The organism is Hymenobacter sp. HSC-4F20, from assembly GCF_019599275.1.
Taxonomy (GTDB): Bacteria; Bacteroidota; Bacteroidia; order Cytophagales; family Hymenobacteraceae; genus Hymenobacter.
Map to the genome: position 1 here is coordinate 560,205 of NZ_JAHZTD010000003.1, position 26,985 is coordinate 587,189.

At 58.5% G+C, this 26,985-nt stretch carries 25 protein-coding genes; 15 read left to right on the forward strand and 10 right to left on the reverse strand.

Annotation, left to right across the window (positions count from 1 at the left end; genetic code table 11):
• Window positions 1–41: 41 nt before the first annotated feature.
• Window positions 42–1,805: an aspartate--tRNA ligase gene (aspS, locus tag K3G63_RS18445; RefSeq protein WP_220615582.1), complete on the reverse strand. Its 1,764-nt coding sequence runs from the start codon at window positions 1,803–1,805 to the stop codon at window positions 42–44.
• 308 nt (window positions 1,806–2,113) lie between these two features.
• Between aspS and K3G63_RS18450 the strand changes: the two genes are divergently transcribed.
• From K3G63_RS18450 to K3G63_RS18465, 4 genes are all read left to right on the forward strand, one after another.
• Window positions 2,114–2,566: a hypothetical protein gene (locus K3G63_RS18450; RefSeq protein ID WP_220615583.1), complete on the forward strand. Its 453-nt coding sequence runs from the start codon at window positions 2,114–2,116 to the stop codon at window positions 2,564–2,566.
• Between the two features lie 123 nt (window positions 2,567–2,689).
• Entirely contained in the window at window positions 2,690–3,253 is a 564-nt protein-coding gene (locus K3G63_RS18455; RefSeq protein WP_220615584.1) for a hypothetical protein, read from the forward strand.
• Window positions 3,254–3,354: 101 nt separating this feature from the next.
• Window positions 3,355–3,801: a nucleoside deaminase gene (locus K3G63_RS18460; RefSeq protein WP_220615585.1), complete on the forward strand. Its 447-nt coding sequence runs from the start codon at window positions 3,355–3,357 to the stop codon at window positions 3,799–3,801.
• Window positions 3,802–3,910: 109 nt separating this feature from the next.
• The gene (locus tag K3G63_RS18465) at window positions 3,911–4,519 is read left to right on the forward strand and encodes a superoxide dismutase (RefSeq protein WP_220615586.1); all 609 of its coding nucleotides are present in this window, start codon (window positions 3,911–3,913) and stop codon (window positions 4,517–4,519) included.
• Between the two features lie 92 nt (window positions 4,520–4,611).
• On the opposite strand, the gene K3G63_RS18470 is transcribed toward K3G63_RS18465, so the two are convergent.
• Window positions 4,612–5,727 carry a hypothetical protein gene (locus K3G63_RS18470; protein WP_220615587.1) on the reverse strand — a complete coding sequence of 372 codons (1,116 nt, stop codon included), beginning with the start codon at window positions 5,725–5,727 and terminating at the stop codon, window positions 4,612–4,614.
• A gap of 174 nt (window positions 5,728–5,901) precedes the next feature.
• On the opposite strand from K3G63_RS18470, the gene K3G63_RS18475 reads away from it, so the two are divergent.
• On the forward strand, window positions 5,902–6,951 hold the full coding sequence (locus tag K3G63_RS18475; protein ID WP_220615588.1) for a UbiA family prenyltransferase: 1,050 nt from the start codon (window positions 5,902–5,904) through the stop codon (window positions 6,949–6,951).
• On the opposite strand, the gene K3G63_RS18480 is transcribed toward K3G63_RS18475, so the two are convergent.
• Window positions 6,934–8,205 (reverse strand): glycosyltransferase, encoded by a 1,272-nt coding sequence (locus K3G63_RS18480; protein ID WP_220615589.1) that lies wholly within the window; start codon window positions 8,203–8,205, stop codon window positions 6,934–6,936. The two genes, K3G63_RS18475 and K3G63_RS18480, sit on opposite strands and share 18 nt — an antisense overlap.
• Before the next feature lie 557 nt (window positions 8,206–8,762).
• On the opposite strand from K3G63_RS18480, the gene K3G63_RS18485 reads away from it, so the two are divergent.
• Both K3G63_RS18485 and K3G63_RS18490 read left to right on the forward strand, forming a co-directional pair.
• Window positions 8,763–10,064, forward strand: coding sequence for a nucleoside permease (locus tag K3G63_RS18485; protein WP_220615590.1), 1,302 nt, complete (start codon window positions 8,763–8,765; stop codon window positions 10,062–10,064).
• A gap of 233 nt (window positions 10,065–10,297) precedes the next feature.
• Window positions 10,298–11,359: an AAA family ATPase gene (locus K3G63_RS18490; protein ID WP_220615591.1), complete on the forward strand. Its 1,062-nt coding sequence runs from the start codon at window positions 10,298–10,300 to the stop codon at window positions 11,357–11,359.
• A gap of 170 nt (window positions 11,360–11,529) precedes the next feature.
• Here K3G63_RS18490 and K3G63_RS18495 read toward each other — a convergent pair whose 3' ends face one another.
• Window positions 11,530–11,949 carry a nucleoside-diphosphate kinase gene (locus K3G63_RS18495; protein ID WP_220615592.1) on the reverse strand — a complete coding sequence of 140 codons (420 nt, stop codon included), beginning with the start codon at window positions 11,947–11,949 and terminating at the stop codon, window positions 11,530–11,532.
• Between the two features lie 262 nt (window positions 11,950–12,211).
• On the opposite strand from K3G63_RS18495, the gene K3G63_RS18500 reads away from it, so the two are divergent.
• The 7 genes from K3G63_RS18500 (at window position 12,212) to K3G63_RS18530 (ending at window position 18,190) form a co-directional block, all read left to right on the forward strand.
• Window positions 12,212–13,255 carry a bifunctional oligoribonuclease/PAP phosphatase NrnA gene (locus tag K3G63_RS18500; protein ID WP_220615593.1) on the forward strand — a complete coding sequence of 348 codons (1,044 nt, stop codon included), beginning with the start codon at window positions 12,212–12,214 and terminating at the stop codon, window positions 13,253–13,255.
• 47 nt (window positions 13,256–13,302) lie between these two features.
• Complete coding sequence (locus K3G63_RS18505) at window positions 13,303–14,352, forward strand: FKBP-type peptidyl-prolyl cis-trans isomerase (protein ID WP_220615594.1); 1,050 nt, start codon at window positions 13,303–13,305, stop codon at window positions 14,350–14,352.
• 100 nt (window positions 14,353–14,452) lie between these two features.
• Window positions 14,453–14,962, forward strand: a complete 510-nt coding sequence (locus K3G63_RS18510) for an FKBP-type peptidyl-prolyl cis-trans isomerase (RefSeq protein ID WP_220615595.1) — start codon at window positions 14,453–14,455, stop codon at window positions 14,960–14,962.
• A gap of 94 nt (window positions 14,963–15,056) precedes the next feature.
• A complete protein-coding gene (locus K3G63_RS18515) occupies window positions 15,057–15,959 on the forward strand; it encodes an FKBP-type peptidyl-prolyl cis-trans isomerase (protein ID WP_220615596.1) in 903 nt (300 codons plus the stop codon).
• A 51-nt stretch (window positions 15,960–16,010) separates the two neighbouring features.
• On the forward strand, window positions 16,011–16,553 hold the full coding sequence (locus K3G63_RS18520) for an FKBP-type peptidyl-prolyl cis-trans isomerase (protein ID WP_220615597.1): 543 nt from the start codon (window positions 16,011–16,013) through the stop codon (window positions 16,551–16,553).
• A 30-nt stretch (window positions 16,554–16,583) separates the two neighbouring features.
• A complete protein-coding gene (locus K3G63_RS18525) occupies window positions 16,584–17,060 on the forward strand; it encodes an FKBP-type peptidyl-prolyl cis-trans isomerase (RefSeq protein WP_220615598.1) in 477 nt (158 codons plus the stop codon).
• A 149-nt stretch (window positions 17,061–17,209) separates the two neighbouring features.
• Window positions 17,210–18,190 (forward strand): FKBP-type peptidyl-prolyl cis-trans isomerase, encoded by a 981-nt coding sequence (locus K3G63_RS18530; RefSeq protein ID WP_220615599.1) that lies wholly within the window; start codon window positions 17,210–17,212, stop codon window positions 18,188–18,190.
• An 87-nt stretch (window positions 18,191–18,277) separates the two neighbouring features.
• Here K3G63_RS18530 and recO read toward each other — a convergent pair whose 3' ends face one another.
• The 4 genes from recO to K3G63_RS18550 all read right to left on the reverse strand — a co-directional run bounded on the left by recO (window position 18,278) and on the right by K3G63_RS18550 (window position 22,898).
• On the reverse strand, window positions 18,278–19,000 hold the full coding sequence (gene recO / locus K3G63_RS18535) for a DNA repair protein RecO (protein WP_220615600.1): 723 nt from the start codon (window positions 18,998–19,000) through the stop codon (window positions 18,278–18,280).
• Between the two features lie 183 nt (window positions 19,001–19,183).
• Window positions 19,184–21,550 (reverse strand): T9SS type A sorting domain-containing protein, encoded by a 2,367-nt coding sequence (locus K3G63_RS18540; RefSeq protein ID WP_220615601.1) that lies wholly within the window; start codon window positions 21,548–21,550, stop codon window positions 19,184–19,186.
• A gap of 110 nt (window positions 21,551–21,660) precedes the next feature.
• Window positions 21,661–22,284, reverse strand: a complete 624-nt coding sequence (locus tag K3G63_RS18545; RefSeq protein ID WP_220615602.1) for a thymidine kinase — start codon at window positions 22,282–22,284, stop codon at window positions 21,661–21,663.
• A 290-nt stretch (window positions 22,285–22,574) separates the two neighbouring features.
• Window positions 22,575–22,898 (reverse strand): 2Fe-2S iron-sulfur cluster-binding protein, encoded by a 324-nt coding sequence (locus tag K3G63_RS18550; RefSeq protein WP_220615603.1) that lies wholly within the window; start codon window positions 22,896–22,898, stop codon window positions 22,575–22,577.
• Between the two features lie 34 nt (window positions 22,899–22,932).
• Between K3G63_RS18550 and K3G63_RS18555 the strand changes: the two genes are divergently transcribed.
• Complete coding sequence (locus K3G63_RS18555; protein ID WP_220615604.1) at window positions 22,933–24,138, forward strand: hypothetical protein; 1,206 nt, start codon at window positions 22,933–22,935, stop codon at window positions 24,136–24,138.
• A gap of 82 nt (window positions 24,139–24,220) precedes the next feature.
• Here the strand turns inward: K3G63_RS18555 and K3G63_RS18560 are convergent, their stop codons facing one another.
• The gene (locus K3G63_RS18560) at window positions 24,221–25,582 is read right to left on the reverse strand and encodes a hypothetical protein (RefSeq protein WP_220615605.1); all 1,362 of its coding nucleotides are present in this window, start codon (window positions 25,580–25,582) and stop codon (window positions 24,221–24,223) included.
• Window positions 25,583–25,652: 70 nt separating this feature from the next.
• Complete coding sequence (gene rodA / locus K3G63_RS18565) at window positions 25,653–26,951, reverse strand: rod shape-determining protein RodA (protein WP_220615606.1); 1,299 nt, start codon at window positions 26,949–26,951, stop codon at window positions 25,653–25,655.
• Between the last annotated feature and the right edge of the window lie 34 nt (window positions 26,952–26,985).

The window sequence follows — 26,985 nt, forward strand, 5'->3', positions numbered from 1 at the left end:
TGCATCAGAAGCCGCTTTCTTGTTTAGCCCAATATCAATTGTTACTTCCCTACCACTGCCGTAGCAATACTTAGCTCTTTAAGCTGCGCCTTGGAAATGGGTGAGGGTGAGTCGATCATCACGTCGCGGCCGGAGTTGTTCTTGGGGAAGGCAATGAAGTCGCGGATGGAGTCGGCGCCGCCGAAGAGGCTGCAGAGGCGGTCGAAGCCGAAGGCAATACCGCCGTGGGGCGGGGCGCCGTACTCAAAAGCGTCGAGCAGGAAGCCGAACTGGGCTTTGGCTTCCTCATCGGAGAAGCCCAGCAGCGAGAACATACGGGCCTGCACCGCCCGGTCGTGGATGCGGATGGAGCCGCCCCCTACTTCTACCCCGTTAATCACCATATCGTAGGCGTTAGCCCGCACCTCCCCAATGGTCTCAGGGTTGTCGAGCAGGGCTACATCCTCGGGCTTGGGCGAAGTGAAGGGGTGGTGCATGGCAAAGTAACGACCTTCCTCCTCGTTGTATTCGAGCAGAGGGAAATCGACTACCCACAGGGCCGAGTACGTGTCCTTGTCGCGCAGGCCGAGGCGCTGGCCCATTTCCAGACGCAGCTCCGAGAGGGCCTTGCGGGTTTTGTTTGGTTCGCCGGCCAGAATGAGCAGCAGGTCGCCGGGCTGGGCGTTGAAAGCGGCTTTCCACTGCTGGAGCACCTCCTGCGAGTAGAACTTATCTACCGATGATTTCACCGAGCCATCGGCCTCTACGCGGGCATACACCAGGCCGGTAGCGCCAATCTGGGGGCGTTTCACGTACTCCGTTAACTCATCAAGTTGCTTGCGGGTGTAGGTGGCGGCGCCAGTGGCGCAAATGCCCGCTACCAGTCCTGCAGCTTCAAACACCGGGAAGCCGTGGCCTTTTACTACCTCGTTCAACTCCACGAACTTCATTTCGAAGCGCGTATCGGGCTTGTCGTTGCCGTAGTAGCGCATGGCATCGGCATAGGTCATGCGGGGCAGCTGGCCGATTTCCAACCCCTTCACTTCCCGGAACAGGTACTGCACCAGTCCTTCGAAGGTGTTCAGGATATCTTCCTGCTCCACAAACGACATTTCGCAGTCAATCTGGGTGAACTCAGGCTGGCGGTCGGCGCGCAGGTCTTCGTCGCGGAAGCACTTCACAATCTGGAAGTACCGGTCGAAGCCCGACACCATCAGCAGCTGCTTGAAGGTCTGGGGGCTTTGGGGCAGGGCGTAAAACTCGCCGGGGTTCATGCGCGAGGGTACCACGAAGTCGCGGGCACCTTCCGGGGTGCTCTTGATGAGTACGGGCGTCTCTACTTCGATAAACTGCTGGCCGTCGAGGTAGCGGCGGGTAGCCTGGGCCACACGGTGGCGGAGCATCAGGTTCTGGCGCACGGTATTGCGGCGCAAATCGAGGTAGCGGTACTTCATCCGCAGGTCGTCGCCCCCGTCGGTTTCGTCCTCAATCAGAAAAGGCGGCAGCTTGGCCGGGTTCAGCACCTCTAGCTTCTGCACCCGAATTTCGATGCTGCCGGTGGGCATCTTGTCGTTTTTGGAGTGGCGCTCCGATACCGTGCCGGTTACGCTCAGCACAAACTCGCGGCCCAGCTGGCGGGCCTGCTCGCGCACTTCGGCCGTTTCTACCCCTTCTTCCAGGGCCAGCTGCGTGAGGCCGTACCGGTCGCGCAGGTCAACCCACAGGATGCCGCCTTTGTCGCGGGTGCGCTGAACCCAGCCGCAGAGCGTAACGGTTAAACCAATGTGTTCGGGGCGCAATTCGCCGCAGGTATGAGTCCGGAGCATCTTCTTACTAGAATGAGGAATGAAGAATGAAGAATGCGGAATAGAATTGGGAGTCACGCTGACGGCAATTCTTCATTCCTCATTCTTCCTTCCTCATTCGATTACAGGGCGAAGGTAGGCAGGAAAATCAGTCAAATGCTGAAAAAACGTCGGGCTGGGAACGGGACTTACCGGGGGCGTAGTTGAGGGAAACTAGGATTTCCCGGCTGGGGGCTCCTTTTTTGCATACTCTATCCAAATCCGGCACGGAGTATGCAAACTGCCCTGTACGAACCATTCTTCACGTGCCACACTCCCTTTTTACCTATATGAAACGCTCCGCTCTGCTCGCCCTGACTGCTACGCTGCTCTCGTTTTCCGCTGCGCAGGCCCAGACCAAGGTGAAGACCAAAACCAAGTCTGACAACGGCACGGAAATCAAAACCAAGTCGGAGGTGGAGCCCGTGACCCTGAACGGCCCCATTAAGCGGGTGGAAACCCTCTCGGGCATCGACGTATTTCCTTCTTCGAGTGGCCAGAGCATCATGCTCAGCTTTACCCAGCAGTTTACCAAACCCGGCACGCTGGTGATGACCAACTACAAGAAGCAGGCCGTGTACACCACCGAGCTGGACCCGCAGAACAATACCGGCGAGCCCGTGGACCTGGGTCGTATTCCGGCCGGCACCTACCTGATTGAAGCCAAAACCGGGAACTACGTGTACTGGAAAAAGGTGAGCATCAAGTACCCTTCGGTATCCGTTTCCAAGAAGCGTCGCTAGAAGCCGTTTTGCACGTTTTCGGGCTCCGGAGTCGTTACGGCTTCGGAGCTTTGCATTTGCGGAACTCCACCGTTTGCTCCAGACCGAGTAGGTTGCACTTCCTACCCTACCCCTTTCCCGACTATGACAACGTTTCGTTTTTTGCGGTTTGCTCCGCTCCTGCTGGTAGTAGGCGCACTTCTGGCTTTTGCTGGCCCTAAGCTTAAAAAGACGCCCATCGGCCAAAACATCACGCTGGGCGTACCCGAAGGCTTCGCGGCCCTGCCCGACGACGGTATTGCTGCCAAGTACCCGGCGGCCCGCAAGCCCCTGGCCGTGTTCAGCAACCCCAGCGGCCGCATCGACTTGAGCGTGGCCCAGAAGCCCACTACCTTCAGCAACCGCGACTACGCTCTGCTGCTGAAAATTTACAAGGCCAGCATCCAGAACATGTACTCGAAAGTGCAGTTTCTGCAGGAAGACATCCGCACCGTCAACAAGCGCGACTACGTGGCCCTGGAGTTCGTCTCGACCGTGACCGACAACCGCCGCGGCGGCAATCTGGCCCCCATTCGCAAGTACCAGTTTGTGCAGTACGCCATCGAGGGCGACCAGTTATTTGTTTTCACCTTTGTGGCTCCCGCCGAGGAGCAGGCCCAGTGGCAGCCCATTGCCCAGGCGGTTATGAATAGCGTGGCGATGAAGTAGCTAGTGGGAGGGCGAAGTAGCACGGGGGAGCTTCTGTTTGTCTCCTTTGCACTAGCTGCTCCTGCCCTCGCTGTTTCACCATCTTACCAGCTCACTACCCCATGACTCTTTCTCTTTATTCCGACGAACAGTACATGCGCGAGGCGCTTAAGCAGGCGCGCTACGCATTTGAGGAGGAGGAAATTCCGATTGGCGCCGTAGTTGTGCTGGACAAACGCATCATTGCCCGGGCCTACAACCAGACCGAGAAGCTGCAGGACGTAACGGCCCACGCCGAAATGCTGGCTTTAACCGCCGCCGCTAACCATCTGGGTAATAAATACCTCACCGACTGCACCTTGTACGTAACTGTGGAGCCCTGCGTCATGTGCGCCGGGGCCACGGCTTGGTCGCAGGTACGCAGGGTAGTGTATGGAGCGGCCGAGCCCAAGTTTGGGTTCCGCCGCCACGGCAACCTGCTGCATCCGCGGGCCGAGCTGGTGAGTGGTATCCTGAGCAATGAGAGTGAGGAGTTGATGCGGGAATTCTTCGCGCAGAAGCGGAAATAGTCTACTTTTGGCCGCTTCCGTAACCCTGAGGCCACCGCGGCGGTTATAGCTGCAGGTACCCCGGAGCGGACGCGTCCCTCCCTCTTTCCACCACTCAAACCCTTCTGTTATGGCTTTCGAACTGCCCCAACTTCCCTACGCCTACGACGCCCTGGAGCCGCACATTGATGCGCAAACCATGGAAATCCACCATACCAAGCACCACCAGGCTTACGTTACCAACCTCAACAACGCCATTGCCGGTACCGAGTTGGAAGGCAAGAGCCTGGAAGAACTGCTGCACAACATTGCGGCTGCTCCGGCCGCCGTGCGCAACAACGGTGGCGGCCACTGGAACCACTCCCTGTTCTGGACTATTCTGGGCCCGAACGGTGGTGGTGAGCCCACCGGCGCTATTGGCGAGGCTATTACCCAGGCGTTCGGTAGCTACGAGAAATTCAAGGAAGAATTCACCAAGGCCGCTACCACCCGTTTCGGCTCGGGCTGGGCGTGGCTGTGCAAGCAGCCCGACGGCTCAGTGCAAATCTGCTCCACTCCCAACCAGGATAACCCCTTGATGCCCGACACTGGCTGCAAGGGCACCCCCGTACTGGGTCTCGACGTGTGGGAGCACGCCTACTACCTCAAGTACCAAAACCGTCGCCCCGACTACATTGCGGCTTTCTATAACGCCATCAACTGGGACGAAGTAAACCGTCGTTTCGCTGAGGCCGCTTAGCACAGGCCACCAGTTCCGGCTTATAAAAAAGGCTTCCTGCGTAGCGCAGGAAGCCTTTTTGTTGGTAACCTAGTCTGAGCGCCCACGAAAACTCAGGCCTTAACCAGGTTGCGGTACCGCGCCAATGCTTCCAAGCAAAAACCAGTCGTCATTTCCTCTGAGCCCCACCCCACCACAAGCTTAGGACCACCGTAGTATAGCAGCCAGCGTGGCCACTCTCCGGTGGCATTCTGCGCGCGCAGAATATACTGTATAGCTGCCTCTAGCTCAGGCGGTTGGCAGTGCAAATTAAGTAAGCTGCACACTGCCCAGGCTGTATCGGCCAATGTTTCCCCCAAACGGCCATCAGGCTTTGCCAGGGCTAGAATTCGGTCGATAATGGGCTGACGCAGAGGTTCCAGTTTGGTAATGCCTGAATAGTAACACCGCGTGAAGGAGTAGTATACGAATAAGGAGTCCCGGTACCACAGGTCGCAGTTTCCTTCCCGCTTTTCCGCAATGATGCGCAGCAGAAAGGCTATTACCGGCTGGGTTGCCGGAATATCTCCCAGATAATACAGTGCATTGGCATTCACTACCCCATCTACGTCACCACGACTAGCCTCTACCCCGTACCAAAACAGCATACTCTGAATTGGATGCAGGAGCTCACGCACCGTTACGCGCCAGAAAGTACGGCTTGGTATCCAGCGCCAGCGCATAATGAACCAAGAGTAGAATAACCCTTCCCGGTTCCGGTTTGCCAAAAACAGGGGGGCATTCGTTGGTACCGGGCACTCAATTCCACGGGCCCGCAGCAGAGCCGATACGCACGCGGTATCGTCGACATCGAGCGGGCAGAGGTGACGCAGCCGGTGAATAGAGGTGAAGTGATTCCACAGCCCCCCAAAGTTCATCTGATTTTGCAGGAACAACGTCGTCCGCTTCAGCATCTGATCCGCTGACGGATATTCTGCTACGTGCAATAAGCAATGCGCAATCAGGGCAGTAGGAAACACTGCGCTGTCAGCATAAATCCAGCCCTGCATGGGGGCGTCACCAGCGCAATAGGATGCAAACTGGCCATCTGCAAACTGGTGTTGGTGCAAATAGGCCAATGCTTGCTGGATGGCGCAGTCAAGTTGCTCTACTCCAATGGCCGGATTACGCAAAGAGCTTTCTTCCAGTATAGCACTTTTCTCCTGATTGAATACCGCTGTTTTCAACATGCCCTGAGGTGTATAACTAGCTTAGCTTGCAATTTACCACTTGGTTTTTTGCACAAGGGCATTCTGCCATCAATATTAAAAAAATTATAAATCTATGCTACTTCCCTATATTTGAAGAGAATTTCAATTTATTTACTCAAGTTATTACGCTTGTCTTGCAGCAAGCACCTTAAAATGGCATACCTACCCTCTGCCTACGTGCAAACGCTAGGCAGGAAATTAACCGAAATCACCCGGGTACAATCGTGGTGGAGTTATAAGTTTTCGCCTGTCCTAGCTACCTTTTACGCAACTGCCTGCTTTACTGGAGCCCCGGTCTGGCCCTTGGTGCCTAAGCTACTGCTGCTCTTACTCTCCTTGGTAGTAGGCGCTACCTATGTCAGCGTCATCAACGACTGGACAGACCTGTACGATGACCGTATTGGGGGGAAGTACAACCACATGGCCGGCAAATCAAAAGTGTTTCCGGCGCTGTTGGTTGCGGGGTGTCTTCTTGTAGGTTTGGGCATGGGTGTCTACTTCTGGCAGTGGAACCCGGCCAGCGGCTGGCTCTACTTAGGGCCCTGGATTACCTTTTCGTGTTATTCTCTGCCACCCATCCGGCTGAAAAACCGTGGGTTACTGGGAGTATTAGCTGATGCATCGGGCTCTCACCTTTTTCCTCAGTTGCTTACCGCTTCGTTAGCGGCCGCCTGGATTGGCCACTCCCTGCCCGTACTCTGGTACGTGGCGTTGGGAGCCTGGGCTTGGGCCTGTGGCATCCGCAACATCCTGCGCCATCAGCTCGACGATGTTGAGGCGGATGCAAAAGCCGGCGTTCATACCTGGGTGCGGGTGCGGGGCCCACAGTTCACGCGCCAGATAGGACGAACAGCTATTTTTCCGATTGAGGTAGTGAGCTTTAGTCTGCTGCTGGTGCTAGGTCAGCAGCTGTGGCCGGTCCTGTTTCTGCTCCCGTACCTGCTTCTGGAAGGCTTCAAGTGGCGGTTGTGGGGAAACCGGGCTAAAATACTGGATCCACAGGCCCGGGTACTACTCAATGAGTATTACGAGGTATTCTACCCCCTGGCGCTTCTGCTAACGCTAGCCAGCCACCACCCTGCGGACTTGCTCGTGGTGGGGCTACACTTACTCCTGTTTGCCGGCTGCTTTTGGCAAACTGCTAAATACCTGGGCTGGGCAAGCAGCCTAACAATGCGCAAAACCCTACACCGGCTGCAATAAAGGACTAGCCTTCTGGTACGATTGCCTCGGTAAAGGCGGCGCTTCATAGACCATCCTCAGCAGCTTTCCGGCAAACTCTTCCAACGCATTCGCGGGCACAATTGCCCGGGCCTGCCGTGCTGCTTCCGCGCCTATTACAGCCCAATTGGCCCGGGCAGCCCAGGCATTTTCCAGTGCCTCATCCAGCGCTTTTACCGTGAGCCCCGCCGCCAGAAAGCCGGTCACACCGTCGGTCAGTAACTCCGCTATTCCGCCGGCATCAGCCGCAATAGCGGGCCTTCCCGATAACATGGCCTCCACTAAAGCTAAGGGCAGGCCTTCGTAGCGCGAAGGCAATACCAGCGCATGGTGGGTACGCCAGACCTGGTCAACCTGGGCCACATGACCGCCAAAACGCACCTGCTGCTGCAGGCCCAGAAACTCCACCATACCGCGCAGGGCCGCTTCATCGGGGCCGGCCCCGTACAAGGTAAGGAACAGAGGCCGCTGCCGCCACTTGGCCTGGGCTAACGTCTGCAGCAGGATATCCTGGCCTTTGTCAGATAAGAATAAGCGAGCCACGCACGCTAGACGGAATACGCCATTTTCCTCCGTAGGCCAGGGCAGTTCCCCGTCGAAAGGAACATTGTAAGGGTTTCTGACTACCTCAGCCGCCGGCAGTTGCATACCCAGCTGCAGCTGCGTCAGCTCCAGGTTATGCTGGGATACGAAGTAACTACGCCTAGCCTTCCGGTACACCTCCTGCACCTGGGCACGCTCAACCGCATAAGGGGCCCGCGAATTGGTGGCCTTTTGGGCTACCAAGGCATAAGGAATTCTTAGTTGACGACAGACGTCGGCAAACAGGATACCGTCGTAGTTCGCTCCCTGCGAAACGACTACCACGTGCGGTTTAATATCCTGTAGCCGCTTGCGCAACATCTGCTGACTACTCTTTTGCCGGGTGTACTGCCAGTGGTAAGGCAATAACCGGTTCGTCATGCGGTTAAATAGAGGAGTTGCTCTGTCTAGCTCACTGATACGACACCCTGCTGCCCGCAGCTCACCAACCAGCGGCTGGTGCTCGTCTACATTTGTCTTAAATGCATACACGTTGTGCCCGGCTCGCGCCAGCCACAAGGCAGTACCAGCCCACAACTCCTCACTTCCGCCCCAGCTTCCATCGCACGAGCTAACAAAAACAATACGTAAGCGGGACGCTTGGACGGCTTTATTGGTAAGTAAAGTAACCACGGAATAGTAGTGCTCAAGCATTCCAAGGCTGATGGCTCTCTGCTCAGCTCAACTGTATTGCGCCTCGAATATACCTACTCTGCTGCGAATACGCTTAACTAAATCTACCTATCTTCCCTAGTACCGCAGTAAGCTAGTGTGTCTAGGATATGCCCAAGAGAACAGTAGCGCAGGCCCGGCCTACCCAGCTGGTAGCCAGCATCTAGCCAAGAGACATCAACCTGGCTTATCCTCAATGGCCACGACGATAAGTAGCGGACTAATGATACCTTGTGGCTATAGTTTCTTTCGCTCCCAATCCACTCTTGCCTTAGCTTCCTCGACCATCCCGAGGGAGGCACCTACCGCATATCGTTTCCTACAAGCGCTGTTTTTTCGCTTCAGCCAGCACTTACAGCTACCTCGTAGTTTCTCTACCTTCAGCAAAGCTCATGCTGTATAGCTGAGCGCTACCCCGGGTAGGCAGCGAGGTACTCTGGTAGCAACTGCCTTCGTTTCTGGGCGAATTTTCACGGGAAAGAATTCTTGTATCTTTAGGTTCGAAATTTTGTCCCCTTCCTTTTCTCAACCGTAGTTGCATGAGTACGAAGCTGCGTCTCATTATTCTGAGCTTTTTACAGTTTTTTATCTGGGGCTCGTGGCTGATAACTATCGGCGCGTACTGGTTTCAGACGAAGCAGTGGTCGGGGGCTCAGTTTGGAGCCATTTTCTCCACCATGGGCATTGCGTCCATCTTCATGCCCTCGCTCATGGGCATTGTGGCCGATAAGTGGGTGAATGCCGAAAAGCTCTACGGCCTGCTACACATCCTGGGCGGGGCAGTTCTCTGCATTGTGCCCTTGGTTACTGACCCTGGCAATATGTTCTGGGTAATGCTGCTGAACATGATTTTCTACATGCCCACCCTGGCCTTGTCTATTGCCGTGTCGTACTCGGTGCTGAAGCGCGAGGGACTGGATGTGGTGAAGGACTACCCCCCCATCCGGGTGTGGGGTACCATTGGCTTCATTGCGGCCATGTGGACGGTGAGCTTCCTGGGCTTCGAGAAGTCGGCCAACCAGTTTTACGTAGCCGCCGCCGCGGCTTTTGCCCTGGGCATTTACTCGTTCACGCTGCCTGCGTGCCCGCCGCCCTCCAAGAACACCCCGAGCCGCTCCTTGGTGGATGCCCTGGGCCTGAAGTCGTTTGCCCTGCTGCGCGACACCAAGATGCTCACCTTCTTCCTGTTCGCGCTACTGCTAGGCGCTGCACTGCAGCTTACCAATGCCTACGGCGACACCTTCCTGCACGATTTTGACAAGGTGCCTGCCTACCAGGATACGTTTGCGGTAAAGTATCCGGCCATCATCATGTCCATCTCACAGATTTCCGAGACGCTGTTCATTCTGGCCATTCCGTTCTTTCTGCGCCGCTTTGGCATTAAACAAGTAATGCTGTTCAGCATGATTGCCTGGGTGCTGCGCTTCGGCCTGCTGGCCTTCGGTACCCCCAATTTTCCCGGCATTACTTTAATTATCCTGTCCTGCATCGTGTATGGCATGGCCTTCGACTTCTTCAACATTTCTGGCTCGCTGTTCGTGGAAACTCAGACTGCCTCTTCCATCCGGGCCAGCGCGCAGGGCCTGTTTATGATGATGACCAATGGCTTTGGCGCGGTGCTGGGCAGTTCAGTTAGTGGCATCGTCATAGAAAGATATTTCACTGCTCCCGATGGCGTAACCAAGGACTGGCAAGGCATCTGGCTGACATTTGCTTTGTACGCCTTGGTCATTGCCGCGCTGTTTGTTGTGCTCTTCAAGCACAAGCACACCCCACAGGCTGCCGACGATGAAGCACATGCCGAGCCATTGCTTGCCACCGGGCAGCCTAGCCAGGCATAGAGCACCTGTTAATCGGGCAGCCAACACCTGCCAGCCAAGCCCCCGCCGCCGGTTTCGGCAGCGGGGGCTTTTTGCTGAGTAGGGCAGAATAAGGTCGCCCAAGCAGTCCGATATTACGCGCGGGCTTATTCACCTTTTGTGCTAATTCCCTATCTATGTGGTAGCACTGCTCTCCTTCGACTTTGGAAAAACAAACGACTGCTCCCCCCTCCCCCGCTGTTGTACCAGGCCTTATGCCTATGTTCGATACGGCGTTTTACTTCCAGCCCGTTAGTTACTTCTACCAGCGGTACGGCAAATTGCCCCGGCGCCTGAACTTCCAGCTGGCCGGCAAGGAAGATCGACAAACCTTGCTTGCCCGGCTCAGCGTCTACTACGATCTGGAAGCGTCCATCATCGTGCATACGCAGTCGTACGAAAAAGCGGGCGAAAACCCGGAGGTGCTGACGACAGCGCTCCTGCTGGCGCCGGAGCTGCTGCTGTTATTCGGCGACCGAAGCGGCTACGGCGACCGGGGAGCGTTTGTGTTCTACTCCCCCGACACCAACCGCCAAGACCTGGAACGGGTAACCACGCTTCTGACCAGCTTGCTTGATGCCGGGGAACAGGAGCGCCACCGTATTCATGTGCTACGCTTGGCCTTCAACGACCTAGAATTTACCCCGCTGAGCATCAAAATTCCGGAACTGGACTTGGCCACCCACTACAACGATGATCTGCTACTCACCCACGAAACTATCGTGCAGCGCCTGCGCCAGCCCCAAGACAAAGGCATCGTGATTCTGCACGGGCAGCCCGGCACCGGCAAGACCAGCTATATCCGGCACTTGTGCGGCCTCACGGATAAGGCCAAGCTGTTCATTCCGCCTAACTTGGCGGCGCGCATCGCCGACCCGGAATTTATCAACCTGCTGCATGATAATACCAACTCGGTGCTGCTTATTGAAGACGCCGAGGAACTACTACTCAAGCGCGACGGCGGCCGCGGCAGCAGTGCTGTCAGCAACCTGCTGAACCTGTCCGACGGGCTGCTGGCCGACTGCTTCCACATTCAGATTGTGTGCACCTTTAACACCGATCTGGCCCGCATCGATAACGCCCTGCTGCGTAAAGGCCGGCTTATTGCCGCTTATCATTTTCAGCCCCTGGCTCAGCTTAAGGCGCAGGCGTTGGCTACCTCGCTAGGCCAAACAGAACCCGTGACTACCCCCCTGGCCCTCGCCGATATTTACAACCGCGATGCGCCAATCTTCGACACTCCCGTTAACGGCAGTCGTATTGGGTTCAGCCGCTGAACCAGCTTTACTAGCACTAAACTAGCACATAAGTAGTCTATAAATAGTCTGTGTATGGTACATAAAAAATCCTGCTTCATGAGCTATGAAGCAGGATTTTTCAGGTTTAACGCCATCAGAGGCCCTCGGCTTAGCTACCCTATAGCGGGGAGCCAGCATCTACCTGATGTTTAGAACTTCTCGTCGGCCGAGAAAAAGAAGTCACCTTCAATTTGCGCGTTTTCGTCGGAGTCGGAGCCGTGCACGGCATTGGCTTCGATGCTCTTGGCGTACTTCTTCCGGATGGTGCCCTCGGCGGCCTGGGCGGGGTTGGTGGCGCCAATCAGGGTGCGGAAGTCTGCTACGGCGTTGTCTTTCTCAAGGATAGCCGCTACGATGGGGCCCGACGACATATATTTCACCAGATCCTGGTAGAAGGGGCGCTCCTTGTGTACTTCGTAGAATTTGCCGGCGCGCTCGGGGGTCAGCAGTACTTTTTTCAGGCTAACGATGCGGAAGCCGCCTTCCTCAATCATGCTCAGGATGCCACCAATGTGGTTTTCCTGGGTAGCGTCGGGCTTAATCATCGTGAACGTGCGGTTCGTGGCCATGGTAGTCGTATGGTTGGGGTTGAAATGGATACTGCGTGAAGAGCAACGTGGGGTTTGCGGGCGCAAAAGTAGCGGGTTTACCCGGCATTGCGTGGTGGAACTGAAGTATTCCACAAAAGTGTCTTGCTATTCTCCGTGGGCAATAAGCGCCTTAAACGCACCTTTCCTACCGAGGTTTTGTTGGAACCCAGAATATTTCCGACTTTTGCCGCCTTTGTACGCGGCCTAATCGACCGAAATTCAGTCACCTACCCCGTAGGCAATGTCCACAATATCTGAGTTAAAGGAGTTGCTAGCGCAACCCCGACAGATCTTCATCACCACGCACCACAAGCCCGACGCGGATGCCCTGGGCTCGTCGTTGGGCCTGGCCGGCTACCTGCGCAAGAAGGGCCACTCCGTGACGGTGGTTACTCCGTCGGACTACCCTAACTTCCTGGCCTGGATGCCCGGCAACGATGAGGTGGTAGTATACGAGCCGCGCGAAAACGATGCCCAGGTCCGCGACATTATCGGGACGGCCGAGGTGCTGTTCTGCCTCGACTTTTCGTGTCTGGGCCGCATCAATGAGCTGGGCGAGTACATTCGGCGGGCGCCTGGCACCAAGGTGCTCATCGACCATCACCAGGAGCCCGAGCAATTCGCCGACCTTGATTACTCAAACTCCAAAGCGGCCGCTACGGCTGAACTGGTGTTTGAAGTTATTCGGGACCTGGGCGACCAGGACCTGATTGATACGGGTATTGGGGAGTGTCTCTACGCTGGCATCATGACGGATACAGGCTCTTTCCGCCACCCCAGCACCTCCCGCAACGTACACCTGATCATTGCCGAGTTGCTTAATGCCGGCATTAATCTCTCCGATGTACACCGCCGCATTTACGACTCCCACTCCGAGGAGCGGTTGCGCTTCCTGGGCTTCGTACTCAAGGACAAGCTCACGGTGCTGCGCGAGTACAACACGGCCTACATTGCCATTACCGCCGATGAGCTGCGGCAGTACCACTCCAAAACCGGCGACACGGAAGGACTGGTGAACTTCGCCCTCAGCATTGAAGGCATCGTGTTTGCCGCCATCCTGATTGACCGCAGCCAAGCCGTCAAGATTTCGTTTCGCTCGGTGGGCGACTTCTCGGTCAGTGAGTTTTCGCGCCGCCACTTCGAGGGCGGTGGCCACCACAATGCCGCCGGCGGCATCAGCCGCGACTCGCTGGACGTGACGGTGCGGCGCTTCCTGGACTTGTTGCCCGAGTATCAGACCCAATTAGTTACGGCTCCGCTGGCGGCCACACCGCCATCGGTATAATTCAGTGTAACTTGGGCCCACATTCTGTTTTAACGCTAAACCCTTTCATGCTCCTTCAACGCAACCTTTTGAGCCTGGCCCTCGCTGCCGGTGTCCTGGGCCTCGCCTCCTGCAACAAAGGCGGTGATTTCAGCAAGACGAAATCGGGGATTGAATACAAAGTTTTCAAAAGCACCGGCGGCAAGTATGACTCCCGCGAGCTTGGCGCCGAAGGAGACCCTACCTACAAAGACCGGGTAGGCAAAATCATGGCGCTGCACGTGGAATACCGCACGGCCAAGGACTCTATCCTGTTTAACTCGCGCAAGCAACAGATGGGCTTCCCGGTGCGCGTGCCCCTAGACTCAGTGCGGAAGGAGCAGCGCGGCGGTTTGGAAGAAGCCATTAGCCTGCTGCAACCCGGCGACTCGGCCGTGTTCCGCTTCAATGTGGACAGCATTTTCGCCAAGTCGTTCCGCCAGCCCGTGCCGCCCTTCATGAAGAAGGCTGGCAACACCATGACCATGTACGTGAAAGTCGACAAGGTGCAGTCGCGCGAGGAGGCCATGACCGACGTGCAGAAGATGCAGGTGGAGCAGCAGCAAAAGATGATGGCCCACGCCGAAGCGCAGCTCAAGAAAGATGATGTAACGCTGCAGGATTACATCAAGAAAAATAACCTGAGCGCCCAGAAAGATGCTTCGGGTGTGTACGTGGCCGTAACGCAGCCCGGTACCGGCCCCAAGCCCAAGCAGGGCCAAGTGGTATCGGTGCAGTACAAAGGCACCCTGCTCGATGGCAAGGAGTTCGACTCCTCGGCTAAAGGTAACCAGGGCAAGCCCATTGAATTCCCGATTGGCGTGGGCCAAGTAATTCCGGGCTGGGACAAAGCCATCCCGCTGCTGAACAAAGGCTCGAAAGCCGTACTGCTGATTCCGTCCTCGTTGGCCTACGGACAGCGTGGGGCCGGCGCCAACATCCCCGCCGACGCTATCCTGCGCTTCGACGTGGAGTTGGTCGACGTGAAGAACGCCCCAGCCGCGCCGGCTGGGCAACCCAACGCGGCAGATATTCAGCGGCAGATTGAGGAGATGCAACGCCAGCAGCAGGGCCAGTAACCCCGTCGCTTAGGTAGTTTCTTGCAAAAGCCCCCGGTCCGGTGCAACCGGGCCGGGGGCTTTTCTACTCTTGAACCCACACGGTTGTTTATTTTTGAGTATGCACACTTCATTTTTCCGTTTGCGGGTAGGGTGGTTACCCGTTTTTCTGCTAGGCATACTGTTTCTTTCGCTCACTTCGTGTAAGAAAGATGAAGAACAGGTAACCGTTGACTACAGTGCGCGCGACGAAGAAGCCATTAAGGCCTACATTGCCGAGAATAAGCTTACGGGCTTTCAGCGCGACTCGACGGGCGTATATATCATCATCACCCAGCCAGGGACGGGCGCTACTGCCGTAAAAAAGCAGAAGGTAACGACCAAGTATGTGGGTACTACTCTCGATGGCACAGTGTTCGACAAAAGCAATCCGGCGGCCATTGGCTTTCAGTTTGTGTTGGGCGTTGGCGACGTAATCAAGGGCTGGGACCGGGGCTTCACCTACCTCAACAAGGGTAGCAAGGCCATTCTATTGATTCCTTCGGGCCAGGCCTATGCCGAGCAAGTCGCGGGGTCCATCCCGCCGAATTCTATTCTGCGCTTTGATGTGGAGGTAGTCGACATCAAATAAAGCTGCCCTTACAACTCATTACTGGCAGGTGACTCGGCTGGCTTTGCCGCCAGTCACCGCGCTAGATACCGCTTTAGTCCTTCCTCTCTATTCTATGCACACTGCTTTTTCTCCCTCCCCACTAGCTCGGTTGCTTCTGGTACTGCTGGGCTTATCTACGCTGCTGTTAGGGGCCTGTCAGAAGGAAGATACTATCGACTACGCCGCCCGCGACGAGGCAACGATTCAGCAGTACCTCACTGACAACAAGCTTACGGGCTTTCAACGGCAGTCCTCGGGACTGTACCTAGCCATTACGCAGCCGGGTACCGGAGCCCTGGCTCAGAGAAACCAGTGGGTATCGGCCAAGTACAGTGCTAGCTTACTGGATGGCAAAGTGGTTGACAGCAACACTTCTTCCTACCGTCTACTGGATTTTGCCCTAGGCCAGAATACGATGATTCCGGGCTGGGAGGAAGGGTTCACCCACCTCAACAAAGGGGCTAAAGCGACCTTCCTGGTTCCTTCTGGCTTGGCTTACGGAGAAATCGGGGCCGGTCCAATTCCGCCCAATACCGTCCTGCGCTTCGACGTGGAGGTCGTGGACATTGCCAGCTCAATCGACTACGCCGCCCGCGACGAAGCAACGATTCAGCAGTATATTGCTGACAAGAAGCTTACCGGCTTTCAGCGGCAGCCCTCGGGCTTGTACGTGGCCATTACGCAGCCGGGCACTGGCACTGCTATCCAAAAAGGCCAAAGGGCTTCGGCCCTGTACACCGGCACTACTCTGGACGGGCAGGTGTTTGATACTACTAAGCCAGCCAGCCCATTCTCCTTCACGGTGGGTACCGGACAGGTAATAGCTGGTTGGGATGAAGGGTTTACCTTGTTGAACAAAGGCAGTAAAGCTATTCTGCTGTTGCCCTCCAACCTGGCCTACGGAAACCGAGCCATCAGTGCGCTTCCGGCTAACTCCATTCTACGTTTCGATGTAGAAGTAACTGATGTCAAGTAAATTAAGTCCGGACAACATACTCAGGAGTCCGTTACCTTTTGCGTTTACCCCATGAAAAAGTTTGCGCTGGCCCTTTCCCTGCTGGCCCTGCCGCTCCTGACCGCGCCGGCTCTCACCAGCTGCAACACGGAGCCCGACCACATCAAGAACGCCCGAAAGCTGGAGGAAGATCAGAAAAAGGCGGACGACCTCACCATTCAGGCTTACCTCACGCGGCACAGCATTACGAACTACTCCCGCCTGGAGTCTGGGATTTACCTAGTGCCCGTCACGGACGGCCCCACCAGCAACCCCCTGATTAAAGCAGGTAACAAGGTGACCATGGTGCACGTCGGGAAATTCATCGGTGAGAAGAATGACGGTCAGGTATTCGAAGCTTCCAGCGAAAACCGGTCTGTATGCGGGTGCATCGGCTTCGTGAATGGCCAGAATGGGGTTGTTCCGGGCTGGAACACCGCTACCCTGCAGATGCGGAAAGGTGACCGTAAGCTGATTCTGATTCCTTCATACTTAGCATACGGTACCATTGGCTCCAGTGCCATTCCATCTAACACGCCACTGCTGTACGACATCGAAATCACCGACGTACAATAAGACCGTTATTTCGTAGCCATTCCCTTCCTCATGCAGCACTGGCAATATGGCATTTTAGCACTGGCAGCAGGTCTGTCCCCCTTGACGGTAGTGGCCCAGCAGGTGCTGCCGGTAGCGGTGCCCACAGCCGATACGCTGCTACCCCGCGCCACCACTACCGCTTCCGGCCTGCGCTACCTGATTCGGCAGCCGGGAAGCGGCCCCACAGCCCGGCCCGGCGACAAGGTTTCGGTTCAGTACACCGGGTTTCTCCCCGATGGGCACATCTTTGATGCATCTGCCAAGCAGGGCGGGCCGCTGAAAGTGCGCGCTGGCCGGGGCGAAGTAGTGCGCGGCTGGGACGAAATGCTGCTGCTGCTACCTCAGGGGAGCCGGGCGCGGGTCTGGATTCCGGCCGCGCTGGGCTACGGGGCCGAAGGACGGCGGGACCCGGACGACGAGCGGCGCTACCTCATCCCGCCCAATGCCGACTTGGTGTTTGAGCTGGAAGTGCTGAAAGTAAAATAACCGCTGACCCAAGGGCACCCCGCCGTTGGGTCAGCTTGTTTTTAGCTCTTCCAACTAGGTATAACCAACCCGTAGGCTGTAGTGCCCTGCCCGGCTTGGACTGTCGGCCCCGAAATCCGACTTAACTTGACCGTCTGACGTTATTCTGTATGTGGCTTTCTTCCTCCCGCCTGCTTTTCTCACCTCCTGTCCTCCTCCTCCTGCTTGGGGTGCTCATCCTCACGGGCTTCCAAGAGAAGCCACCGGGCTTTAATAAGCTGAAATCGGGCTTGGAGTACCGGATTTATCACCGCGAAAACGGCCGCTACGTGCTGCGCCCGGCCTTATCCCCCGCCGGCGACCCCGCGTACGCTGCCCGCGTGGGCCGCATTATGAGCCTGCATCTGGAGTTTCGCACTGCCACTGACTCGGTGTTGATGCACTCGCGCCGGCAGGGCGGAGGCCGGCCCGTACGGGTACCCCTAGACACGATTCGGCGCCAGCAGGTAGGGGGAGTGGAAGAAGCGCTTTCGCTGCTGCAACCCGGCGATTCAGGGGTGTTTCGCCTGAATGTGGACACGGTGTTTGCCAAGTCGTTCCGCCAGCCGGTACCGCCCTTCCTTCACAAAGCAGGCTCTACCCTCACGGTGCTGGCCAAGGCCGAGAAAATTCAGACGGAGGCGGAGGTTCTGCAGGAAATCCAGCAACAAAGAGCCCAGGCGCAGGAGCAGGCCAAAAAGCAAGCTGCTCAGCAGGCCCTGAAGGATGATGCCCGCATTCAGGCCTATCTGAAGCAGAACAAGCTGAAAGCCCTGAAAACCCCAGGCGGCGTGTACTACGTCATCACCAAAGCCGGCACCGGTCTGAAGCCCAAGAAAGGCCAAACGGTATCGGTGCTCTACAAAGGCTTGCTGCTGAGTGGGAAAGTGTTCGACTCGTCGGAGAATAACGGCAACCAGCCCATTACGTTTCCGCTGGGGGCCGGCCAGGTGATTCCCGGCTGGGACCAGGGTATTGCCATGCTCACCAAGGGTAGCAAAGCCATCCTACTGATTCCATCAGGCCTAGCCTACGGGCCACGCGGGGCCGGAGCCGATATTCCACCTAATTCCGTGCTGCGCTTCAACGTGGAAGTGGTTGGGATACAGTAAGGCTTCCTGATTCTACTCACGCAACGAGGCCGGCTCTACTCCAGAGCCGGCCTCGTTGCGTGAGTAGAACAACTAACTCCAGCCCCCTTACAACTCAGCCAGCACCTCGGACAACACGGCCAGGGAGCGAATGTCGCCGAGGTGCTCCACGTGCAACTGGTAGTAGCGGATGAGCACGCCCAGCAATTCCCGCCGCACGCGGCCGTTGGGAATACTAGCCGTGGCGGGCTGGCGAAGCAGGGCGTCAAAATAGGCTTCGAACTCCTGAAACCGCATGGCGGTGGCACTGTTGCTGGTGACTGCGCCGGGTGTCTCGGAGGCAAATGCCACCTGGGAAGTAATCTGCTCCCCCGTTTCGGGCCCGAAGCCCAGGTACTGGCTCAGGCCCAGCAGAAACTCCAGGGCGAAGTTCTCGAAGTTCTCTTCCTGCCGGTCAAAGGCCAGAATGGAGTCGTGCAAAAAGCTAAACAACGGCTCGTTCTTTTCTTCCTCCTGCAGCACCCGCCCGGTAATTTCCGACAGAAACAAGGCCACGCTGCTCTTGCGTACGTCGTAGGGCAGGGAGCGGAACGGCTCGGCACACCGGTATTCGGAGAGGCGCGTCAGACCCCCGTTGCGGGAAGTATAGGCCACCAATTCCAGCAGCGTAAACGGTTGAAACAAGGCAATGCGGCCCGGGGGCTTGGCTTTGCGCACGCCGTTGACCACGTAGCTCTGCAGGCCAAGCTCCTCGGTGTAGATACGGGCAATAATGCTGGTTTCGCGGTAACGCATGTAGTTGAGCACAATACCGCGGGTTTTGATAAGCATACGCTGGATGACTAGTGAGGAAAAGAGAAACTGGCCGCTACCCGCCAAAACGCAAGGGCTTGGCCTCCGGAGCGGCTGCCGCTCCGGAGGCCTATACGGCAAGCTTGCCTCTGGTAGAGAAGAACACGCAAAACGACCAGTTAGCTCCTTCACACGGCTCGGAAGCCGATAATCAGCTCAGTTTTACCGCTCTACTACCGCTATTTTGCTTACGCACCCGTTTTTCCCGTCCGCATCAGAGGATAACACCAAGTACACTCCCGACTGCACCCGGCGGCCATTGTAGTCGGTCAGGTTCCAGGTGACAGTCCCCCCGTTGGCGCGGGTCTGGTACACAAGCTTGCCGGTCACATCGGTGATTTTGACCGGGGCGTTGTTGGCCAGCCCGGAAATGCCTACCTGCCCGGCGAAATTGGTGCGCACAGGGTTGGGAAAAACGCTGGCACAGTTGGGCTTGCCCTCCGTAACGGTAGCGGCGCCGCGGTAAGCAACCAAGCCGGCATCCGTCACCACGAACACCTCGCCGGTCTTGTCGTTTACGTCCACGTCCACGATACGGTCAGAGGGGAGCGGGCTGTTTTCAGTGGTAAAGTGCTCCAGGGCCTCGTCGCCGTCGGGGCTAAAAAGCCACAAGCCCCGGTCGGTGCCAAACCACTTGCGGTTGCCGCCATCCACAGCAATAGCGCGCACGGCTTCGTTGAACAGGGCCGGAAAGCCCGTGCCCTCCCCACGCCGCACGATAGGCGTCTGGAAGCCCAGGGCCAGGGAAAGGTCGAAGGCGGAGGCGGGGCCGTTGAATACGGCGGGGCCCAATCTGGTAGCGGCCCAAATGTCTCCGTTCCGGTCTTTTACGATGTCGTACAGTTCAGCGGAAGGCAGGCCTTCGGTGACCCCGAAATGGCGGCTTTCGTTGGTAGTTGGGTTGAGGACATTCACGCCCCCAATAGTGCCCTGGGGAGCCCGCGCGCCGGTTACCCAGGCACCGCCAGCATCATCCAGGGCAATACGGTCTAGGTTTTCACTGCCGCTGAAGTACGGCAGGGTCGTCCAGGTGGAGGCCACGGGGTCGAAGAGGAACAGGCCCGACTGCCCGGCTACTTGGTGGCGGTTCACTACCCATACCTTGCCTTCGGCATCGGCTGTTACATCCGTTACCCGGGTATAATTTTTTGCGTTGATATCAGTGCTGGTGTCGGCGCTGCGTAGCGGGTTGGGCAGGCCGGAACTGGGGTTGAAAAGCCGAAAGTCACCGGGGCCTTTCCACTCCAGCAGCCCGTTGCCGTAGCTGGCTACGTAGAGCGTGCCATCGGGCGTACGGGTTCCCCGCGCCACATCCTTGGGGTTGGGATACTGAGTTGCTGCGGGCAGCGTGGCGCTGGTAATATTGGTCCACTGCCCGTTCTTGTACTCAAAAAAGCCCCGATAGAAGTCGCGCTGCTTGTACCGCTCCTCGTACCCACCGCTGAACACGTCCACGGTGTTAGTGCGGGCATCGGCCAGCACGCTGAAGGCCTGGGCCTGGGCCGGCGCATTGGTAACGAACTGCTCGGCCAATTGACCCGTGCTGGTTTTCAGCAGCCCATTGGTGAAATCCGCCAGAAAGTACGTACCCTCCCGGGACCGAATGGCCGCCTGCGGATCTTGGAGCTGGGCCGGCCGCAGAGTAGCACTAACGGTTCCCGTAGCCGTGTTGAGCACGGCCACGTTGGTGTTGGTTACCACCAGCAGCCCCGCCCGCGAGGGCACCAGCTGGCGGAACTCTGCCCCGCGCAGGGTAGCGGCCACGGGTTGCCAGCCGGCGGCGGGGGTAGCCGGGGAATAGCGGTACAACTGGTCGCCGTTGCTGCCGGCCACCACCAGCCCCTGCTGCACGGCCACTGTCCGAAACGAATCGGTGCCCCGGCTGGGCAGGTCGGTGGTCCAGTTGCGGTAGTCGAGTAGGTTGGCGGAAAGCAGGCCCCGCATCAGGCCGTTGGACGTGGCGGCAAACAGCTGGTTACCGGCTACCGCCGTGGCATACACCTGCACTACCGTGCCGCCCGGACCGATGTTGGAGTAAGTATCCCGGATTTCCAGCCGACTTAAATCCAGTACCACAATTCCGAAGCTACTGGCCAGGTAAGCCATTTTGCCGCTGACCACAATGTGGTTGATGGTTTTGGTGCCGCTGATTTCCTTACGCAGAATGGCATTGAGGTTTACCACGGCCCCATCCTTCAGGCGCAGAATATCGAGGTTGGTGTTGCGGTAGGCGACTACCAGCTGCTGGCTGACGGAGTCGTAGGCCAGCGCGTTTACGCTCACATCGTGCAGACCGTCGCGGCGCGAGAGTAGCCGGGTGGTGTTCAGGCCCTTATCGAAGTAGAAGAAGGCATCCTCAGCGGCCACATACACCCGGTCGGCGGCCTCGGCCAGGGCTTTGGCCCGGTTGGTGGGCAGGTGCAGCTGCCAGTCGCCGTAGCCAGCCGTTGACTGGGCCCGGGCAGCAAGAGCGGACACGAAGAAAGCCGCGAGAGTAGCCCCCCGGCGCAGGCGTAACACTAGAGTCATCGGCAGAGAAGTACGGCACACTGGAAGCCGTGGCAAGATAACGCCTGCGGGCGGGCTTTCGTGTAGCTACCGGCCGGCACCCCCAGAAAAGCGCCGCGCGCAGTGCCGCTTTAGTGCACCTCGGCCTGGCTGCTGGGCTCGGTGTTTTTCTCGCGCATACCTTCCTGGAAGCAGTGGCGGCAGCGCGCCTCGTAGGCGTCGGTCTCGCCCAGCAGAATTTTGCTTTCCGAAGCCGCTACCCGGAACGAGTACGAGGCAATTTCGCCGCAGCACACGCATACGGCGTGCACTTTGGTTACGAACTCGGCCACGGCCATCAGAGCGGGCATGGGGCCGAAGGGCTGCCCCATATAGTCCATATCGAGGCCAGCCACGATGACGCGGGTGCCCCGGTTGGCCAGCTGCACGCACACATCCACCAGGGACTCATCGAAAAACTGTGCTTCATCGACGCCTACCACGTCGCAGCCGGCGGCCAGTAGCAGCATCTCCTGAGCCACCGGCACCGGGGTAGAGCGGATGCTGTTCTGGTTGTGCGAGACGACGTCTTCGGCGTGGTAGCGCGTATCAAGGGCGGGCTTGAAGATTTCCACCCGCTGGCGGGCAATTTTGGCCCGGTTCAGGCGCCGGATCAGCTCCTCCGTCTTGCCCGAGAACATAGAGCCGCACACAACTTCAATCCAGCCCCGACGGGCAATATCACGGCCGGTACCGACGCGGGGTTCGATAAACACAGGATGGGAGAGTAAAGAGGTGAGCGAATACGTCCGGAGGCGGACCTGGGCGGCAAGCCAACTACCGAAATTACACGTTTACCGTCGGATACCCGCAACTAATTAGGAGCCTAGACCGCTGGCGCACCCGCCCCTGCCTAGTCCGGCACTAGCCTACCTTACTCATTATCTGGGCCATAGCTGAGCTTAAGTTTATCGTCTTTTTCCGGGTGTAGACAGTGACTGGCTGCTTCGCAATGGGTGCGCCATCGGCCCGGTGCAGCCAGGCCCGAAGGGCTATACCACGGGCCTTACTCAGCGTAGGTAACGTGCGGCAGCTTGGTAGCGTCCGGCACGCGCCCTACCACCTGGCCGCTAACCATACGGGTCTGGCAGGTGAGTCGCTCGGTAGGTAGCAGCCGACCCGCCGCCCGGTAACGCAACTCCGGTTCCGTGGGCGGCGTTAGCAGCTCGAGGCCGCTGACTATTTGCAGCCGACAGGTGGTACACCGCCCCCGGGCCCCGCAGGCGTGCAGCCAGTCGTGGCCGGCGGCCTGTATGGCAGCCAGCAGGGTTGTGCCCGCGGGTACTGCAATGGCCCCGTGGGGCAGATTTTGCACAAGTAGAGTGGGCATCTTTCCCTAAATTGCCCGTTGAATCAGGCTTTCGATGAAGACCAAATATAGCCACGCCAAGCGTGAACAATACGGCCGGCTGCTGGCCGCGCTGCTCTGCGACCAACACTTTGGAGCCCGCCCCACCGCTACCCTCGACGGCCCGGCGGTGCTGCGCTTTACGCCCATCCGGCAGGTTAACCTGTTTGTGGTGCAGCAGCTGCTAGGTAAGTGGACGTCCGAAATGGCCAAGCTGCGCAGCCCGTATTTCGATTTTGAGGATGCGGATGTGCGCCAGGCCCTGACCCAGTTCATGAACATCCTCTCCCGGCGCATTAAGCTTAGCCGCCCCGTGTTTGAACCCTTGCTGGCTCAGGCCATTACCGATACGCTCGGTGGGGCTCTGGTGCCGGCGGAAACCTTTGCGCAAAAACTGCTGGGTGAGGCCACCACCTGCACCCCCGAGCAGCTGCGGGAGGGCCTGCGCTACCTTGACCTGAACAAGCCCGTATTCGAAAGCTTTCTGGCCACGCTACCGGCCGGCCAGGAGCAGGAGCGCGACTATCTGCTCAGTCGCTTCCGCCTGCATGAGGAGGCCAACACCGCTGATTTGCAACCCATTGCCGCGGTGCTGGAGCCTTTTAACGTGCTGCTGCCCCTGACGGAAAAAGACCTGTACGAAGAGGAGCTGCCTACTCCGGCTCCTGCCCCGGTAGCAGCGCCGACTTCTGCTTCCCCACCAACCTTTGCGCCCGGGCCTACCCCTCCGGCTCCGGTCGTAACCCCAGCTCCAGCTCCAGCAGCAGCGCCGGCGGCTCCCGCGCCGGCTACCCCGGTACCTACCCCGCCGGCGGCGCCCGAAGCTGCCACGGAGGCCCGCCGCCCGTTGGCTGAGGCGGCGGCTTCAGGCACCGCCGTCCCGCTCTACGAGAAGCTGAAGGCCGGGCAGCCCGCGGCTCCCAGCCTCAGCGAAACCCTGCGCCAGGACCGGACCAGCACTACCCTGGCTGACAAAGTCCCGAAGGTGGAATCCTTGCGCGAGGCTATTTCCATCAATCAGCGGTTCAGCTTTATCAATGAGCTGTTTAACGGCGAAAACATGGAATACCACGCCGCTATTCAGCACTTGGACACCCTGCCCGACGCCAGCTCGGCCAAGCGCTACGTTACAGAAAACCTGATGAGCAAGTACAGCTGGGTGCGCAAGGAAGAGCACATTAACAAGCTGCTCAAGCTCATCGACCGTAAGTTCGGCAATTAAGCTACGTAGCCCAGTAGCTACCTGTCTAACAGCGCGGCCCTAGCCTGGTGTACTGCCAGCCGCCGGGGCCGCGCTGTTCTTTTTACCGGGTTTCTTGCCGCCAGGCTCCCGCTACCAGGCCGGCCCCGGCCAGCAGCAGGGGCAGCACGGGCACGGCAAACCGGGCAGCTCCCAGCGGACCTGTCAGCAGGGCTACGTAGCCCACCAGGCCCACCAGCACCAGGCGCTGGACCCAGGGGTAGCGGCTACTGCAGGCAAACCGCAGCAGCAGGGCCAGCCGTAGCAGGTTGCCGGCCGCTACCAGCAGCAGCCCGCCCAGCAGGGCCAGCGGCAACCGGCGCACGGCGCCTAGCACGGCAGAATATCCTCCCTGGTTAGCCTGCTGCAGAAGGCCACCGCCCGCTTTTTCGGGTAGGCTCAGGAAGTATACCACGTCGAACCGGCCGGGGTCGAGCAGCAGATTTATCATGCCCCGGGCGTGCTGCGCGGCGTAGGTGCCCGGGTACTGACGCAGCTTGGCCAGGCTGCGACGCCGCAGCAGCAGCTGCCCCTGCCGAAAGCTCGGCTGTCGGCTGACAGCGGCTTCGGTGCTATCCACGAAGGCATCGGCCGCGGCCAGGCCCTCAGTGGCTTGGAGCACACCCCGCACGTTATAGTGCAGCAGGTTTATTTCGGCAATGCTGGAGAAGTGAAAGTAGCCGGTGCGCGCTTCGTTACGGACCATCCACAGCAGGGCTACCGCCAACGGCACAGCGCCCAGCAAGGTCAGCAGGGGCCGCCGCTGCTGCCAGGCGGCCCACCCGCCTACCCCCAGCAGCACCAGGGCAAACGGGAAGAACACAGGCTTAAGCAGCAGGGCCAGGGCCGCCGCCCCCGCCGCCCCGGCCAGGTAGTAGCATCCCCGGTGCGGCGCGCTCAGAAAGGCCTCCAGGGTCAGCCACAGCCCCACCACAGCCGTTTGCAGAAGCGTTTCGCTCATGAGCACATTGGCGTAGATGTACTGCGCCGGCATGGTGGCGGCCAGCAGCAGCACTACGGCCCACTGCCAAGCCGATTTTACGCCGCCCGCCCGGCGTGCCAGCCACCGCAATGCCAGTCCCAGGTTCAGCAGGCTCAGCAAGTTTTGCAACACCAGCGTCAATATGGGCAGGGCCTGGGGCAGCGCGCCGGTCAGGAGCAGAAACACGGGGTAGCCAGGGGGCCGGATGCTGTATTCTGGTGGGTGCAAGGGCCGCTCGGTGAGGGGCCGGGCGTAGAGGAGGCCGGCGTCGCGTAGGTTACGAGCAGCCTCCAGATACCGGTCCGAGTCGGGGAAGAGAGGCTGCCGGTGGTAGAGCTGCCAGCCCAGGGCCAGTATATGCAGCAGTACCAGCCCCAGCCACACCCACCACGGGGCACGATAGGTTGCGGGCGGGGGCGCGAGGGTAGGCTGCTTCAGAGGCATGGGGTGCAAGTTGGCACGCCCGGCAACACCACACAACACCGCCGCGCGGGCTCGGCGCTACCTCCAAGGGTTAGTACCGCTCCAAGTCCTGCTTGCGGTAGGCATCAATGGCCAGCAGAATGAAGAGTAAGGTAGTAAACGACCACAGCGAGGAGCCTCCGTAGCTGAAGAAGGGCAGCGGAATGCCCACTACCGGGGCCAGGCCAATGGTCATGCCGATGTTGACGCAGAAGTGAAAGAAGATAATGCTGGCCACGCAGTACCCATAGGTGCGTCCGAACACCGATTTCTGCCGCTCCGCCACGTACACAATGCGCGCCAGCAGGGCCATGAACAGGATAATGGTCGTCATGGTGCCTACCCAGCCCCACTCCTCCCCTACGGTGCAGAAAATGAAGTCAGTACTTTGCTCGGGCACGAAGTCGAATTTGGTTTGCGTGCCCTGCAGAAAGCCCTTGCCGGCCAAGCCGCCCGAGCCAATGGCAATTTTCGACTGCGTAACGTTCCAGCCTACCCCCAGCGGATCGGCCGAAGGGTTGATGAGCACCTCAATGCGCTTGCGCTGGTGGGGCTGCAGCACGTTGTTGAAAAAGAAATCAACCCCGAACACCATCCCGATGACCACGGCCCACACGCTCAGGGACAGGGGCAGGTGGTGGCGCATCACGCGGGAGTTGAAGGCAAACACCAGCCCCAGCAGCACGGTGAAGGCGCCCACCAGCCACAACTTAGGCACGAGCAGGGCCAGAATCAGGATGAGGCCGGCCGCGGCCAGAATCAGCAGAATCAGCGGCGACATGCCCTCCCGGAAGTAGGCCAGCAGGAACGCCCCGAACACCAGGGCCTGTCCGGTTTCGTTGGCCGCCACAATCAGCAGGGGTGGCAGCAGCGTGAGGCCGGCCAGCACCAGCTGGTCGCGGAAGTTCTGCTGGCGCAAGTTGATGCCGGCCATGTAGCGCGAGGCGGCCAGGGCCGTGATAAACTTGGCAAACTCGGCCGGCTGCAGGCGCACCGGCCCCAGTTCCAGCCAGGAGCGGGACCCGGCAATGGGCCGGGCTATAAAGGGGGTGATAATCAGCAAGGCAATCATAACCCCGTAGAGCACAAAGGCAAACGTATCGTAGGCCTTGTAGTCGATGACCAGCAGAATGACGATGAGCACGATGGAGGTGCCAATCCAGAGAATCTGCTTAAACCAGTTGAAGCCCATCAGCTCCTGAAAGCTGAGGGTGCTGAGCGGATTAGCCGGCGCATCGGGCGAGTAGCTGGCCGCGTACACGTTCAGCCAGCCCAGCCCCACCATCAGCAGGAAGAGCAGCACGGTGGGCCAGTCGATGCTACGCGAATAGCGAGCGGGGGAAGTGGGCATATACTGGTGTCACGCCGGGCGAAGCAAGCAACCG

Coding starts and splice junctions, on each gene's coding strand:
- aspS (WP_220615582.1), bottom strand. CDS start 1,805: ATGCTCCGGACTCATACCTGCGGCGAATTGCGCCCCGAACACATTGGT.
- K3G63_RS18450 (WP_220615583.1), top strand. CDS start 2,114: ATGAAACGCTCCGCTCTGCTCGCCCTGACTGCTACGCTGCTCTCGTTT.
- K3G63_RS18455 (WP_220615584.1), top strand. CDS start 2,690: ATGACAACGTTTCGTTTTTTGCGGTTTGCTCCGCTCCTGCTGGTAGTA.
- K3G63_RS18460 (WP_220615585.1), top strand. CDS start 3,355: ATGACTCTTTCTCTTTATTCCGACGAACAGTACATGCGCGAGGCGCTT.
- K3G63_RS18465 (WP_220615586.1), top strand. CDS start 3,911: ATGGCTTTCGAACTGCCCCAACTTCCCTACGCCTACGACGCCCTGGAG.
- K3G63_RS18470 (WP_220615587.1), bottom strand. CDS start 5,727: ATGTTGAAAACAGCGGTATTCAATCAGGAGAAAAGTGCTATACTGGAA.
- K3G63_RS18475 (WP_220615588.1), top strand. CDS start 5,902: ATGGCATACCTACCCTCTGCCTACGTGCAAACGCTAGGCAGGAAATTA.
- K3G63_RS18480 (WP_220615589.1), bottom strand. CDS start 8,205: ATGCTTGAGCACTACTATTCCGTGGTTACTTTACTTACCAATAAAGCC.
- K3G63_RS18485 (WP_220615590.1), top strand. CDS start 8,763: ATGAGTACGAAGCTGCGTCTCATTATTCTGAGCTTTTTACAGTTTTTT.
- K3G63_RS18490 (WP_220615591.1), top strand. CDS start 10,298: ATGCCTATGTTCGATACGGCGTTTTACTTCCAGCCCGTTAGTTACTTC.
- K3G63_RS18495 (WP_220615592.1), bottom strand. CDS start 11,949: ATGGCCACGAACCGCACGTTCACGATGATTAAGCCCGACGCTACCCAG.
- K3G63_RS18500 (WP_220615593.1), top strand. CDS start 12,212: ATGTCCACAATATCTGAGTTAAAGGAGTTGCTAGCGCAACCCCGACAG.
- K3G63_RS18505 (WP_220615594.1), top strand. CDS start 13,303: ATGCTCCTTCAACGCAACCTTTTGAGCCTGGCCCTCGCTGCCGGTGTC.
- K3G63_RS18510 (WP_220615595.1), top strand. CDS start 14,453: ATGCACACTTCATTTTTCCGTTTGCGGGTAGGGTGGTTACCCGTTTTT.
- K3G63_RS18515 (WP_220615596.1), top strand. CDS start 15,057: ATGCACACTGCTTTTTCTCCCTCCCCACTAGCTCGGTTGCTTCTGGTA.
- K3G63_RS18520 (WP_220615597.1), top strand. CDS start 16,011: ATGAAAAAGTTTGCGCTGGCCCTTTCCCTGCTGGCCCTGCCGCTCCTG.
- K3G63_RS18525 (WP_220615598.1), top strand. CDS start 16,584: ATGCAGCACTGGCAATATGGCATTTTAGCACTGGCAGCAGGTCTGTCC.
- K3G63_RS18530 (WP_220615599.1), top strand. CDS start 17,210: ATGTGGCTTTCTTCCTCCCGCCTGCTTTTCTCACCTCCTGTCCTCCTC.
- recO (WP_220615600.1), bottom strand. CDS start 19,000: ATGCTTATCAAAACCCGCGGTATTGTGCTCAACTACATGCGTTACCGC.
- K3G63_RS18540 (WP_220615601.1), bottom strand. CDS start 21,550: ATGACTCTAGTGTTACGCCTGCGCCGGGGGGCTACTCTCGCGGCTTTC.
- K3G63_RS18550 (WP_220615603.1), bottom strand. CDS start 22,898: ATGCCCACTCTACTTGTGCAAAATCTGCCCCACGGGGCCATTGCAGTA.
- K3G63_RS18555 (WP_220615604.1), top strand. CDS start 22,933: ATGAAGACCAAATATAGCCACGCCAAGCGTGAACAATACGGCCGGCTG.
- K3G63_RS18560 (WP_220615605.1), bottom strand. CDS start 25,582: ATGCCTCTGAAGCAGCCTACCCTCGCGCCCCCGCCCGCAACCTATCGT.
- rodA (WP_220615606.1), bottom strand. CDS start 26,951: ATGCCCACTTCCCCCGCTCGCTATTCGCGTAGCATCGACTGGCCCACC.